The organism is Alteribacillus sp. YIM 98480 (assembly GCF_009765375.1).
Classification (GTDB): domain Bacteria; phylum Bacillota; class Bacilli; order Bacillales; family Marinococcaceae; genus Alteribacillus.
Map to the genome: position 1 here is coordinate 129269 of NZ_VTOK01000004.1, position 12737 is coordinate 142005.

Annotated in this window: 14 protein-coding genes; 11 read left to right on the forward strand and 3 right to left on the reverse strand. The window is 38.8% G+C overall.

The genetic code is table 11. The features are described from left to right. The first annotated feature begins 222 nt into the window (after positions 1-222). Genes FZF09_RS06750 through FZF09_RS06770 form a run of 5 tightly spaced genes read left to right on the forward strand, consistent with a single transcriptional unit; the run spans position 223 to position 4452 of the window. Complete coding sequence (locus FZF09_RS06750; RefSeq protein WP_158735819.1) at positions 223-699, forward strand: TRAP transporter small permease; 477 nt, start codon at positions 223-225, stop codon at positions 697-699. Between the two features lie 2 nt (positions 700-701). Then, complete coding sequence (locus tag FZF09_RS06755; RefSeq protein ID WP_158735820.1) at positions 702-1976, forward strand: TRAP transporter large permease; 1275 nt, start codon at positions 702-704, stop codon at positions 1974-1976. 23 nt (positions 1977-1999) lie between these two features. Beyond that, entirely contained in the window at positions 2000-2992 is a 993-nt protein-coding gene (locus FZF09_RS06760; RefSeq protein WP_370514432.1) for a dihydroxyacetone kinase subunit DhaK, read from the forward strand. 30 nt (positions 2993-3022) lie between these two features. After that, positions 3023-3670 carry a dihydroxyacetone kinase subunit DhaL gene (gene dhaL, locus FZF09_RS06765; RefSeq protein ID WP_158735821.1) on the forward strand — a complete coding sequence of 216 codons (648 nt, stop codon included), beginning with the start codon at positions 3023-3025 and terminating at the stop codon, positions 3668-3670. Then, positions 3670-4452: a triose-phosphate isomerase gene (locus FZF09_RS06770; RefSeq protein WP_158735822.1), complete on the forward strand. Its 783-nt coding sequence runs from the start codon at positions 3670-3672 to the stop codon at positions 4450-4452. The genes dhaL (FZF09_RS06765) and FZF09_RS06770 overlap by 1 nt, the downstream gene beginning before the upstream one ends. Positions 4453-4970: 518 nt before the next feature. Here the strand turns inward: FZF09_RS06770 and FZF09_RS06775 are convergent. From FZF09_RS06775 to FZF09_RS06785, 3 genes are all read right to left on the reverse strand, one after another. Continuing rightward, positions 4971-5237: an HPr family phosphocarrier protein gene (locus FZF09_RS06775; RefSeq protein ID WP_158735823.1), complete on the reverse strand. Its 267-nt coding sequence runs from the start codon at positions 5235-5237 to the stop codon at positions 4971-4973. A gap of 19 nt (positions 5238-5256) precedes the next feature. Continuing rightward, entirely contained in the window at positions 5257-6051 is a 795-nt protein-coding gene (locus FZF09_RS06780; protein WP_158735824.1) for a DeoR/GlpR family DNA-binding transcription regulator, read from the reverse strand. Between the two features lie 152 nt (positions 6052-6203). Beyond that, positions 6204-7217 (reverse strand): LacI family DNA-binding transcriptional regulator, encoded by a 1014-nt coding sequence (locus FZF09_RS06785; RefSeq protein ID WP_158735825.1) that lies wholly within the window; start codon positions 7215-7217, stop codon positions 6204-6206. 329 nt (positions 7218-7546) lie between these two features. On the opposite strand from FZF09_RS06785, the gene FZF09_RS06790 reads away from it, so the two are divergent. Genes FZF09_RS06790 through FZF09_RS06810 form a run of 6 tightly spaced genes read left to right on the forward strand, consistent with a single transcriptional unit; the run spans position 7547 to position 12627 of the window. Continuing rightward, positions 7547-8305, forward strand: a complete 759-nt coding sequence (locus tag FZF09_RS06790; protein ID WP_158735826.1) for an SDR family NAD(P)-dependent oxidoreductase — start codon at positions 7547-7549, stop codon at positions 8303-8305. 16 nt (positions 8306-8321) lie between these two features. Then, complete coding sequence (locus tag FZF09_RS06795) at positions 8322-9143, forward strand: sugar phosphate isomerase/epimerase family protein (RefSeq protein WP_158735827.1); 822 nt, start codon at positions 8322-8324, stop codon at positions 9141-9143. Positions 9144-9147: 4 nt separating this feature from the next. Next, positions 9148-10155 carry a dihydroxyacetone kinase subunit DhaK gene (locus FZF09_RS22620; RefSeq protein ID WP_199256755.1) on the forward strand — a complete coding sequence of 336 codons (1008 nt, stop codon included), beginning with the start codon at positions 9148-9150 and terminating at the stop codon, positions 10153-10155. Then, entirely contained in the window at positions 10152-10808 is a 657-nt protein-coding gene (gene dhaL, locus FZF09_RS22625) for a dihydroxyacetone kinase subunit DhaL (protein WP_199256756.1), read from the forward strand. The genes FZF09_RS22620 and dhaL (FZF09_RS22625) overlap by 4 nt, the downstream gene beginning before the upstream one ends. Further along, positions 10801-11571, forward strand: coding sequence for a triose-phosphate isomerase (locus tag FZF09_RS06805; protein WP_158735828.1), 771 nt, complete (start codon positions 10801-10803; stop codon positions 11569-11571). Before dhaL (FZF09_RS22625) ends, FZF09_RS06805 begins: the two co-directional genes overlap by 8 nt. A gap of 21 nt (positions 11572-11592) precedes the next feature. Beyond that, the gene (locus FZF09_RS06810; protein WP_158735829.1) at positions 11593-12627 is read left to right on the forward strand and encodes a TRAP transporter substrate-binding protein; all 1035 of its coding nucleotides are present in this window, start codon (positions 11593-11595) and stop codon (positions 12625-12627) included. Positions 12628-12737: the final 110 nt, after the last annotated feature.

Sequence of the window (12737 nt, forward strand, 5' to 3'; positions counted from 1 at the left end):
TTTCTACACTAATGAGGGAGTATAAAATTTAGCATGAATGAATCATGACGTCGTTAAACTTTGAGGAAATCAGTATAAGTACAACTAGGTAACTGCCTTTGCCTAAAGACTTGGCGTTATCAAAATGTTGTAAATTTGGTAAACGTAGGCGTGCGTTTTTAGATGGTTTTCCTTATAAGAGCGGCAAGCCAAGTTTTTCTATTAGAGTGGAGAGGTGAAAACATGCAGCTTTATATTAGAGGAATGGATAAAGTAAATAAAGTAACAGCATTTATTGCTGCTATTTTATTAGCCATTTCTTCCGTGATTATTATTTTCCAGGTTGCTTCTCGCTATGTTCTTCATTACCCGCTTCCGTGGTCAGAAGAGTTAGCACGGTATTTGATTATATACGTGGTTTTATTAGGTACAGCCGTAGCAGTACGTCATCAGAAATTAATCAAAGTAGATTTTTTAGTAGAACTTCTTCCTGGAAAGAAGAAACAATTCTTAATTCTATTGATTTCTGCGATTTCGATTGTTTTCTTTTCTATCCTTCTTTATATGGGAACAAATGTGTTTTTACAAGTCAGTACCCAAACGTCGCCATCTCTGCAAATACCAATGTCCATCCCCTATGCTTCGATTCCATTAGGAGCATTATTAATGATGTTAAATTCGATCGTTGTCATTCTTGAAACGATCAGCGGGAGGAATTAATCATGGGCATTGTCCTTATAATCGCACTTTTTGTTCTTTTTATTATTGGAGTACCTATAGCGATTTCTTTAGGAATGGCTTCTTCTATTGCCGTGGTGTGGAGTGGTGAAGTTCCTTTAAACATTATTATTCAAAGAACTTTCACTTCAATGGATTCCTTTCCATTGATGGCCGTTCCTTTTTTTATTTTAGCAGGAAAATTAATGGAAACAGGAGGAATATCAAAAAGATTAGTTCATTTTGCAAACTCCATCACCGGCCATCTTACCGGTGGTTTAGGGTTAGTTGCTGTTGTCACATCGATGTTTTTTGCAGCCATTTCAGGTTCTAGTGCCGCAACGGTTGCAGCAATAGGTAGTATTTTAATTCCAGCAATGATTAAACAAGGATTTGACCGCCACACAGCTGGGTCTATCCAAGCAGCAGCAGGCTCGATAGGAGTCATTATTCCTCCGAGTGTACCAATTATTTTATATGGGGTTGTAACCGGAACATCTATTAGCGATTTGTTTTTCGCTGGTATACTTCCAGGTTTAGTTATAGGTCTTGGTTTAATGATTACGGTTGTTATTATTGCAAAAAAGATAGGTGTCAAAAGCAGTCAAAAAGTCAGCAGAGCAGAAAGCTTCACTGCCTTTAAACAAGCAATCTTGCCGATTTTAATGCCCATTATCATTTTAGGAGGGATCTATGGCGGTGTTTTTACTCCTACAGAAGCAGCCGCAGTGGCTGTATTCTATGCATTTTTATTAGGAGCTGTGATTTATAAAGAAATAACATGGAAAAATATATTAAATATATTAAAAGAGTCCGTTTTGTTGACGTCTATCGTCATGTTTATTATTGCAAACGCTGGGTTGTTTGGCTGGATTATTACACGAGAGAACATCCCGGCTACCGTGACGAATTTCTTTATGAGTTTAACAACGAGTCCTATATTATTCGTTATCATCATAAATGTTTTGCTGTTAATCGTTGGGATGTTTATGGAAACAAGTGCAGCTACTATTATACTTGCGCCTATATTAACACCAGTAGCGATGTCTATGGGAATTGACCCCGTGCATTTTGGGATAATCATGATCGTCAATTTGGCTTTAGGCATGTGTACGCCGCCGCTTGGTGTGAATCTATTTATTTCATGTGAAATCGCCCAAGTAAAGCTGTTACATTTAGCAAAAGCGATGATACCTTTCTTTGTAAGCTTGATTATTAGTTTATTGATCATTAGTTTTCTGCCAGCTTTATCTGTTTGGCTGCCAGAGCTATTAAACTGAAAACTATAATATATGGGGGAAAAATGATGAAAAAAGTCATTAATCGCCAAGAAGACATCATTGAAGAAATGATAGAAGGTTTTTTATGTGTCAATGAAGATTTGTATGAAAAGTTGGATAGAGGTGTTGTACTTAAGGAAAAAAAAGATAAAGTCGGCATCTTAACTGGCGGTGGAAGCGGGCACGAACCACTGTTTTTAGGTTTTGTTGGTAATGGATTGGCCGATGGGGCAGCACTTGGTAACGTATTCGCAGCGCCAACACCATATAACATTCTTGAAGTAATCGAGTCCGTTGATTCTGGCAAAGGAGTCATTCAAATATACGGGAATTACGCAGGAGACGTATTAAATTTTGATATGGCAGCTGAGTTAGCGGAAATGGAAGGAATCGAATGCAAGAGTATTCTGGTTCGTGATGATGTTGCTTCCGCCCCGCTTTCTCGTTACGAAGACCGCCGCGGGATAGCCGGAGATGTTTTTGTTATTAAACTAGCAGGGGCAGCAGCTGATGAAGGCTTATCAATAGATGAAGTAGCAAGAATTTCACAAAAAGCAGCTGATAACACGCGCTCTATCGGCGTCGCCTTATCATCAGCGACGATTCCAGGACTTGAAAAACCTACTTTTACATTAGCAGAGGATGAAATTGAATTTGGGATGGGAATTCACGGAGAGCCCGGAATTAAACGGACAAAAATGATGAAAGCGGACGATTTAACAACGCAAATGATGGAAACGTTGTTCAATGATTATCCATACAAAAAAGGTGATGAAGTAAGTGTTTTAGTGAATGGGTTGGGGTCGACAACGCAAATGGAATTATTGATTGTAAATAGAAAAGTGAATCAAATGTTAAAGGAAAAGGGCATCACCATTCACCATAACGATGTAAATAATTATTGTACGTCCCAAGAAATGGGAGGACTGTCCATTTCACTTCTGCTATTAGATGATGAATTAAAAGCTCTCTATAATAAGCCAGCTTATTCGCCTTACTATGTTAAAAATGCTTAAACATATATGAAATAGAGGAGAGAAAAAGGTATGGAGCATTATTTGAATATTCCACAAACCGTACAAATGATGAAGTTTGTCTGTCAAGAAGTGATGGACAGTAAACCTCTTTTAACGGAAATTGACAGTGCCATTGGTGATGGCGATCACGGCATCGGCATGGAAGTTGGTTGTAAAGCAGCACTGCAAGAACTTCAACGTAATGAGTTCTCTACTATAAATGATATTTTTACAACAACAGGTAAATCAATGATTAAAACCATGGGAGGCGCATCAGGAGTTATCTTCGGTACCATGTTTTTAAGCGGGTTTCATAAACAGGATGAAGTAACTACATTAAACGTAGAAACATTGGCCAAATCTTTTGACACCTCTTTACATGCTATAAAAAAACGAGGGAAAGTCCAGCCTGGCGATAAAACAATGGTAGATGCTCTCGTACTAGCAGTGGAAAAACTTCATCAAAGTGCACATCAAGGGGCTGCATTAAAAGAAGGATTGGAAAACGCCGTTGAAGGTGCTCATCAGGGGGTTGAAGAAACAAAACAATTATTAGGAAGAGTAGGCAGAGCAAAGTCGCTTGGTGAACGTGCTATTGGTCATCAAGATGCTGGCGCGACTTCCGTATGGATCATATTTAAATCCATGCATCAATGGCTTGAGGAGAATGATAAATAATGAACCCATTTTATATAGGTACAAATTGGAAAATGACAAAGACAACAAAAGAGGGAACAGCATACAGTAAAGAATTGGCTGCGTTTAGCGAACAGCTTGATCCTGCACTTATTGAGTTGTTTATTATCCCTTCCTTTCCATCGTTAGTACCTGTCAAAAATGAAATCAATTCTTCTCAAATCCGTCTTGGAGCGCAAAACATGCACTGGGCCGAAAGAGGAGCATATACTGGTGAGGTTTCTCCGGTTATGTTAAAAGAAATTGGGATTGACATTGTGGAGCTGGGTCATTCGGAACGTCGAGAATATTTTAATGAAAACGATCATGATATTAACAAAAAAGTCCATGCCGCTCTTCAATATGGAATGAAACCTCTTGTTTGTATCGGTGAAACACTGGAAGAAAAGGAGAATAATATTTCTGTTGAAATGTTATCCAAACAGTTAAAAGTGTGTCTAAAAGGATTGGAAAAAGATCAATTAGTAAACGTGTTAATAGCTTATGAACCTGTTTGGGCTATTGGGGAACGAGGTATCCCGGCAACACCGGATTATGTATCATATATTCATGGAGAAATTCGTGTCGTTCTAACTGAAATGTACGGCAATGAGGGAGCAGACGTACCGATTTTGTTTGGAGGCAGTGTCAATCACGATAATTATTTGTCGTACTTTGAAGATGATAATGTAAACGGTTTATTTATTGGAAGAGCAGCATGGGATGTATTGTCATTTAAGGAAATTTTGAAAACATGTCATTCAAAATTAACATCGTTAAAATAAACAGAACAGTCACATATTAGGGTTTCCTGACAGTCGGTAAAATGGCTTAAAGGAGACCCTTATTTTATTTAACCAAAAAGGAATGTTAAATAACGTACTTTGGATGAGTATGCTGTCATTGCCGGATATTTCTTCAGGCGATCTGCACGTGACAAAACAAGTAATCCTTAAAAATTGCTTTAATGAATGAATTTAATAATTCATTTCTATATCATTATAAACGAACATTACATAAAATTCCCTCGTTATCGTTCGATTTTCGCTTCAGGCGGACGCTTTCCGCGGGCTTGGCTTCAGCCTCCTCGGCAGCAAGCTGCCTGCGGGGTCTTCAGCTCAAGCTTATCCCGCTGGAGTCGCCGCCTTCCGCTACAATCGATATAATGTTCGTTTTTGATAATCAAAATAGCACTTATGAAATAGATTCTAATAGTAATAATATACATCATTTATTATGGCAGCAAAGAAGGGGAGGATAAAGGCGGTCAAAAGCATGACAGCCTAGATAATCCAAACTAAAATTATTTATTTGCTTGTAAAAAATTCACTACTTCCTCTACAGCTTCTTCCGCATCGGTTCCTTCGGCTCTCACTGTGACATTCACACCATTTCTAAGCCTCAAAGTAGCTAATCCGAGCAGGCTTTTAGGGTTAATCTCTTGAACATCCCCCTCTGTTTCGTTAATAATAAAAATTTCCGATTGATATGTTCGAAGAAGATCGCTTAGTTCAATAATGGTTTGAGATTCCTTAATATTAACCGTTACACTTTTTTTGTATTCTTTCATTCGTATCACTCCTTAGAAATTATGATAAAGCTGCTTCAGGGACAATGATTTTGATATCCTGTTGTTCGAGTGATTGGTTTAAATCATTATCCAACGGTTTATTGGTGATGAGGGTGGATATATCCTCTAATGCTGCAAAAGAAGATATAGAACTTTTGCCAATTTTTGTGTGGTCCACGAGTGCAATGACATCCGATGATTTTTTTACCATTTCTACCTTGAGTTCCACTTCGTGCATATTAAAATCGGTTAATCCCGTGTTTATAGTAAACCCATTAGCAGAAGTGAACATGGTATCTACATATACTTGATCTAAAACATTTGATCCTAAAACGCCCTCCAAGGAGCTTGATCCTTGTCTTACTACGCCGCCCAATATTATAACGGTGAAGTTAGAATTCTCTCTTAGTTCTAAGGCCGTATATATCCCGCTCGTTACGATCGTTAATCTTAACGTAGTGTCTTTAAGAAGTCTGGCTAATTCAAGAGCCGTTGAACTGGCATCAAGCAAGATACATTGCCCGTCATGGATGAAAGGAAGGGCTTCTTGGGCTATTAAACGTTTTTCATTTTTATTTTTCCGTTCTCTTGAGTAAAAAGGGATATTATTATCACTCACAGAATCTTTTGGCAGCATAGCGCCTCCGTGTGTACGGTGCAGGAGGCCTTCTTTCTCCATTTCTTTTAAATCTGAACGGAGCGTGACTTCAGAGACACCCAGGACTTTTGCTAATCTTTTAACCGTTAGACGCTGTTCCTGATTTAACATTTCCATAATTTTATGTCGGCGTTCTGTTACAAATAGTTTATTCATAGCGTCACCTTCTACTTTATTGTTGATACACCACTATCATATGAAAAATAACGACAATAATCAAAAGTAAATAAAATAAATTTGAAAGAAAATGCTATAATACTTATTTTTCTCATCTTTGATGAAGGTTAAACGTTAAACCTTTCACAAGCCTAACATCCGCACGATTTACGGGTGATCAGATATGTAGGGAGGTGAACGCTTTTACTTTTGTTGTACCCCGGGTTGTTTATTTTATTTAAAAGCAGATCAAAAGCCGTTTGTCCTAAAATGTCTGGTGACAAATTAATGTTCGTAATTGGCGGGTCCATGACAGCAGCAGAAGGGAAATCACCAAAACCGATAAGAGCAACGTCATTAGGGACCTTCTTATTCATTTCTTTCAACGCTGAAATAGCACCGATTGTCATAGAATCGTTTAACGTAAATATAGCCGTAATTTGTGGCTGATTTTCTAAAAGTTTCCGGACGGCTTTTTTGCCGCCCTCAACCGTGGCATATCCTTGATATATATGATTTGAAGGCAGTTTTAAACCATGTTCTTTTAACGCATCTTCAAAGCCTCTTATCCGGTCATTCGTTGGAGAGATATCTTCGACTGCGTAAATAATCCCCATGTTTTCATGATTGTGGTACAGGAGATGGGTGGCTGCATCGTACCCTGCTTGATAATCATCTTGAATAACAACGGGACAATCATCAAAAGCTTCATGGCGGCGGCTTATAAGCACAATCGGCATCGAATCTTTTAAGAATGTTACATCATATGGCAATGGTTTAGAAGCTTTAGCGGAAGGAGCCAGAATGATTCCATCTACCATTTTGGCGTTAAGCAGCTTTAATGTTTCTTCTTCATAGTCGGTATCCTCATCAGTATTTACAAACAATAAACTGTATCCCATTTCCTTCGCGCGTTTACTAATGCTGTTAATGTACCTTGTTACATAGGAGTCCGGAAAACTCGGCACTACTAAGCCAGCTGTTTTAGTCGCACTATTACGCAGGTTCTTAGCTGAATAGTTAGGTACATAATTATGACGTTTCACACATTCCATGATTTTATTGTATGTAGGTTCAGATATTCGTTTGGTTCCGTTTATTACATGAGAGACGGTAGTTACTGAAACTCCCACCTCTTTTGCAATCTCCTTCATTGTTATTCGCATTGTTATACCCTCCTATATGACACCCTGTTATTGTAAACCATTTTTTAAATTATCCAAAGTTATTACGAAAGGCCAAATAGCGGAAGACGTAGTTTTCCTTATACTTTTACCCTTTAGCAAATTTTAACTCCTAAAAGTCTAAACAGAGAAACAAAATAATTTAAAAATACATTTGACAAAAGCGCTTTCAGAATTTATGATTTTATTTAACAGATTGGTTAAACGTTTTTCCAAATTTGGTTATAAACATTATACGATTTTTACCGGTAAATTTATATAATTAATTTTAACCAATTCATTAATTTAGAAACGATGGGGGTTACGACACGATGAACTTTGAAAATCAAGTAGCTTTAGTAACGGGAGCAGCTTCAAAAAGAGGGATTGGACGAGAAATTTCAAGACAATTAGTAAAACGCGGAGCAAAGGTGATTATTTCGGACATCGACGAGAACATGTTAAACGACGCAGTAGAAGACATTAATCAGGAAAAGGGATCAGCTCATGGTTTACTTTTAGATGTCACCAATCAAGATCAAGTTAATGAAAAAATGAAAGAAATCGTAAACGATCATGGCAAAATTGATATTTTGATTAACAATGCAGGAATCACACGGCCAACGAGAGTGTTAGATATTTCTAAGGAAGAATGGGATCTCATTTTTAATGTGAACGTCAACGGCACATTTTATTTAACCCAGGCAGCTTTACCGTACATGAAAGAAAATAAGTATGGAAGAGTTGTTAACTTAAGTTCTGTTTCTGGTAAAAGAGGCGGCGGAGTATTTGGCGGGTCCCATTATTCTGCAGCTAAAGCAGCTGTTACTGGCTTTACGAAAGCAGCTGCAAGAGAAATGGCTGAATATGGCATCACATTGAACACGGTAGCACCTGGATTTATAGCAACGGATATTACAGGAGGACTATTAACACCGGAGAAACGCGCAGAAATTGAAAACGGCATCCCAGCTAAGCGTGCCGGCACAGCAGAAGATGTAGCCTATACGGTTGCGTTTTTAGCTTCGCCTGGTGCTAGTTATCTAACAGGAGAAGAAGTCGACATTAATGGAGGATCACATATCGATTAAAGAAGGGGGACATACCATGAAAGTTGGTATCAGCACTTACGCTTTCCGGTGGGAAGTAGAAAAATTGCCGAAAGAGCCTCAAACGTTAAAACACTTAATTAGTAAAACGAAAACTTTAGGCGGAGAAGTTTTTCAAATTTGCGATTATGATGAAATAGTCGAATTTTCCGAACAAGAAGTGAAAGATATTTCTCTTTATGCTGAGCAGCAAGGTATTGAATTAGAACTAGGCACCCAAGGAATCCATCCGGATCATTTAAAAACATATGCTGTCGTTGCTTCGTGGTTAAAAGCTGCTACGCTTCGAAGCATGGTGCACAGTAAAAACACTAAACCTTCAAATGAAGAAGCAGTTCATTGGTTAAAAGAATCATTAGATAGTTTAATCGAAAATAATGTAAAAATTGCTTTAGAAACCTATGAACCTGTGAAAACAAAAGATTTGGTAGAAATCGTTGAAGAAGTGAATCATCCACACGTTGGGATTTGTTTAGATCCGGCAAACTCCATTTCAGAATTGGAAATGCCAAACGATGTCATTGACAACGTCATTCACCATAGTACAAACGTACATCTGAAAGATTTTATCTTTATTCGAAAGGATCGAACGATTGGGTTTGATTTAATCGGGACTCCGGTCGGTGAAGGACAGCTGGACTTAGAGTATTTATTAAATAGCTTGAATGGTGTTTCACAAACGCCAAATGGAATTATTGAACTTTGGCTTCCTTATCAAGGATCGATGGAAGAAACCATTAAAGTGGAAGATGAATGGATTCAAAAAAGCATAAAAAATATGAAAAACGCTCTAAGTCAGTATCAAAAAGTAAGCAGGTGATCCTATGAAGAAAGTTATAAATCAAGAAGCGGCCATAGTAGATGAGATGATAGAAGGGTTTATTGCTGCTTATTCAAACGATTACAAAAAAGTTCCTGATGTAAAAGGAATCACTTATAAACATTCTTCTCCTGACAAAGTAGGAATTGTTATTGGGGGCGGAACTGGCCATGAGCCGCTGTTTATTGGTGCAGCGGGAGAGGGATTGGCTGATGGTGTGGCACTTGGAAATGTATTTGCTGCGCCCACACCAGATACCATTTTAGAGGTAACAAAATCCGTAGATCAAGGCAAAGGCGTCCTTTATATTTACGGAAATTATGCAGGAGATGTTTTGAATTTCGATGTTGCTTCTGAACTGGCAGAAGTAGAAGACATTGATACAGAAACTGTGCAAGTGACAGATGATGTTGTCTCTGCAGAAGAAAAAGAAGAACGTCGAGGCATTGCAGGCGACATGTTTGTTTTAAAGATAGCTGGAGGGGCCGCTGCTAGCGGGCTGCCCCTTTCAGAAGTTAAGCGACTTACAGCAAAGGCCAATGATAATCTTTTTTCCATCGGTGTGGGACTATCACCGGGTACAAGCCCAGGGAAAACAGAGCCGATGTTTGAACTGCCTGAAGATGAAATTGAATATGGCCTGGGTATTCACGGGGAGAAAGGTATAAGGCGCTCTAAAATGAAGCCGGCTGATGAACTAACAACAGAATTGTTAGAGGAATTGCAGAAAGTTGCCGGGCTTCAATCAGATGAGGAAGTAGCAGTACTGATCAATGGATTAGGAAAGACAACCCTCATGGAACTATTTATCGTAAATCGAAAAGTGCAGCAATGGTGTGAAGAAAGAAATATAAACGTCTACGATACCGATGTTAATAGTTATTGTACGACTCAAGATATGGGAGGCTTTTCGATAACCTTTATGAAGTTGGATGATGAACTGAAGAAGTATTTTGATGTTCCCGCAGCTTCTCCATATTATACAAGAGCGAATAGGGGTGAAAGCGAATGAGCACGTCGTCAGTAAAGACATTAAATGCAGCTGAGGTCCAACAGATGTTTCTTCATATCGGAGAAGAAATAATAAACGCCAAAGATATGTTAGGCAAAATTGATAGTGAAATTGGTGACGGTGACCATGGTGCTGGAATGGCTACAGGAGCGGAGGCTTTTACTGCTAAGCTCCAAGAAGCTTCCTGTCATAACGTTAATGCAGTGTTTAAGGTAACTGGAATGGAAATGATGAAGTCCATGGGCGGCGCCTCAGGAGTTATTTTTGGGACCATGTTTAGCGGCGGGGTGAAAAATCTTCCTGCAAAGGAAACGCTGGACACAAATACTCTGGCTGCGATCTTCGGAGAATCAACAGAAGCGGTGAAAAAACGAGGTAAAGCTAGTGTAGGAGACAAAACGATGATTGACGCATTGGAACCAGCCTCTGAAGCACTAAAGAAAGCTGCAGGAGAAGGAAAAGGTCTTTACGACAGTGTCGCAGATGCCGAAGAAGCTGCTAACCAAGGCGTAGAATATACGAAAAATCTTGAAGCGAAATTTGGCCGCGCTAAAACATTAGGAGAGAGAGCCTTAGGTTTTCAAGACGCAGGGGCTACCTCCGTCTGGCTCATTTTTAAAAGTATGAGAGTGTGGATGGAAAAAAATGAATGAGAAAATTCTGATAGGAACAAATTGGAAAATGACAAAAACCCTGGCAGAAGGAAGAGATTATTTAAGAAGGTTAATCGAAATAAAGAAATCACTTTCTTCGAAAATAGAATTATTTGTCATTCCTTCGTTCCCGCACCTCTACCCTTTAAAAGAGTTATTGCAAGAATCAGATATTAAGCTGGGAGCTCAAACCATGCATTGGGAGGAGCGGGGAGCTTACACTGGCGAAGTTTCCCCGTTAATGTTGGAAGAAGCGGGAGTAGACTTAATAGAACTTGGTCATTCAGAAAGACGTCAATATTATAACGAAAATGATATAGACCTAAATAAGAAGGTTAAAGCAGCCTTACAAAAACGGATAACTCCTCTCTTATGTATAGGTGAAAATTCCGTTGATAAAGCAAGAAATACCGGAAATGAAAAAATACGAAAGCAGTTAAAAGTCTCTTTATATGGTCTTACGAAAGAAGAAATATCAAACGTCCAGATTGCCTATGAACCTGTGTGGGCGATTGGATCCAAAGGGGTTCCTGCTTCAGCAGAATATGTTAGAGAACAGCACAGTAACATTCGCCATTTATTAATAGAATTATTTGATGAAACAGGAGAGGACGTCCCTATTTTGTATGGCGGCAGTGTCAATGAGCAAAATTTTGAATCCTATTTGAATTGTAAAAATGTAAACGGTTTATTTATTGGAAGGTCAGCTTGGGATATACAATCTTTTGAAAAAATTCTTCTAACGATCGATAAAAATTATTAATTTTTTTAAGGAGAGGGTAAAATGAAAAAATTCTTAATGCAAACTGCTCTCATAGGTTTAAGTGCTACGGTATTAGCAGCATGCGGCGGGGATGAAACACAAGATGAGGCTTCAGGGAATGAAGGAGGAGGAGATGGAGAAGAAATCATCATTGATTTTGGACACGGGTCTGCAGAATCAAATGTGCGCCACGAAGCCGCAGTGAAATTTAAAGAAGCGGTAGAAGAAGAGTCAGAAGGGGCTATTAGTGTTGATATTTTTCCGAATGAGCAATTAGGAAGCGAACCGGAAATGATAGAGAATGTTTCTTTAAATAATTTAGATATTGCCTTAGCTGGTGCAGGGATTTACACACAATATAATGATTTAATCGGGGCTGTAGAACTTCCTTATCTCTTTGAAGACTATGAGCATGCTTGGGAAGTACTAGACGGAGAAGTTGGGGATTTAGTATCAGAGCCTTTACTAGATGACAACATTCGTATATTAAGCTTTTTTGAAAATGGTATGCGTCACGTCACTAACAGCAGCCACCCTATTGAAAGTCCAGAAGACTTAAGCGGGTTAAGTATCCGGACTCCGGAAGCTGATGTGTCTATCGAAACAATAAATGCAATGGGGGCAAGCGCTACTCCGATGGCTTTTGGAGAACTTTATTTAGCTCTGCAGCAAGGTACTGTTGATGGCCAGGAAAACCCTCTAGCCAACATTCATGCGAGCAGCTTTTACGAAGTACAAGATTATGTATCGTTGACAGGACACCAATACAGCGCATTGCCAATGGCTATTAGCGATGAATTTTGGAATTCATTGAGCGAAGATCACCAAAGTATCATTGAAGAAGCTGCCAGCGAAGCTGCACAATTCCACCGTGAATCAGTACGTGATGAAGATGAAGAACTTCTTAAAGAACTAGAAGAAAATGGCATGGAAGCAAATGAACCTGATACAGAACCTTTTGCTGAGTCTGTAGAGAGTGTGTATGACGAATATGCAGATGTAGTCGGTGAAGATTTCATGGATACACTCTTAGAAGAAGCTGAAGCAGCTAGATAAAATCGATAACCTTTAAAACAATGCAGAATACCAAAAACCAACGGATAAGCAGGTACTTTCAAAGATTAGAAGATTTGTTGAATGTAAAAAAGTACCTGCTTTCCGTTTCA